Raw genomic sequence first — 1,100 nt, forward strand, 5'->3', positions numbered from 1 at the left:
GAGCCGGGGCCCCCGTAGGGTAAGGCCCCGCAAAACCCGGCCCCCCGCGCCGGCCCGGCCCCCGGGGGGAAAGGGCCCACCCCCCCCCCAAAGGATGCAATTAAACCACCGGGAGTCACAAAAACAACGGAAAACCCCAACCCCCCCCCTTTGCGGGGGCGGGGGGCCCCCGCCCCCCCGCGCCCCGGCCCCCCGGGGGCCCCCGCGCGGGGGGGCCCCCCCCCCCCCCGGGCCCGGGCTCTCGCTCGTTCACGCCCCCATGGCCGCGAGCATCAGTCCCATGAGCCCGGCCTCGCGGCTCTGCGAGGTCATCATGTCGCGCGCCGCCTGACGCACCGGGCCGTCGGCCAGCAGTTGGTCGGCGGCGCGGGCCATGGTGACGGCCCCGAGGTGGTGGCGGTGCATGAGCCGCAGGAACAGCTCCTCCGCCTCCCGGCCGTGTGCGGCGGCGAGCCGGTCCAGCTCCTCCCGGCCGACCGCGCCGGGCATGGCCGCCGAATCCGGCCGCGCCACACCGTGATCGTGACCGCTCGCGCGCATCCAGGCCATCGGCTCGGGATTGGTGGGCACCGCCCGGGCCAGCGCGAGCCAGCCGAGCATCATCCCGATCTCGGTGCGCTGGGTGTCGGCCACCTGCCGGGCGAGCAGCCGCACCGTGGGGTCGGCGTCCTCGGGCAGCCGGTCGACGAGCAGCAGCGCCTGCTGGTGGTGGGCGGTCATGTCCTGCACGAACGCGATCTCCACCGGGGACAGGACCGGGGCGGGGTCCGCCGGGTCCGCGATCAGCAGCGGGCGGGCGGCCGCCCCGAGCGCCAGCAACAGCAGGGCCACGCACAACGCGGCGCCCACGGCGTACACGCCGCGCATGTCACGACCCGACGGTGGAGAGCTGGTCGGCGGGCGGGGTGTAGACGGCGGGGTCGATGGCCAGGGTCATGAACCCGCTGTCGTTGCAGGTCACGTACAGCAGGTTGCCGCGCCACTCCGGGGGCGAGAAGCACCAGTCGCTGGTGAGGTCGCCGCCGAGGATCATGCCGCTGCGTTCGCTGAGCGCGCGCCCCGGATCGAACCGCCCCGACAGGGCCGACCCCAGCACCGTG

1 protein-coding gene and 1 pseudogene are annotated in these 1,100 nt (G+C 75.5%); both read right to left on the reverse strand.

The window, feature by feature from the left end:
• Positions 1-249 precede the first annotated feature (249 nt).
• Entirely contained in the window at positions 250-867 is a 618-nt protein-coding gene (locus QH283_RS19160) for a DUF305 domain-containing protein (RefSeq protein WP_280504364.1), read from the reverse strand.
• A 1-nt stretch (position 868) separates the two neighbouring features.
• Positions 869-1,100 (reverse strand): annotated as a pseudogene (locus QH283_RS19165) (hypothetical protein); the annotation flags it as partial.

The sequence above is a fragment of the Nocardia farcinica genome (genome assembly GCF_029867845.1).
GTDB lineage: Bacteria > Actinomycetota > Actinomycetes > Mycobacteriales > Mycobacteriaceae > Nocardia > Nocardia farcinica_A.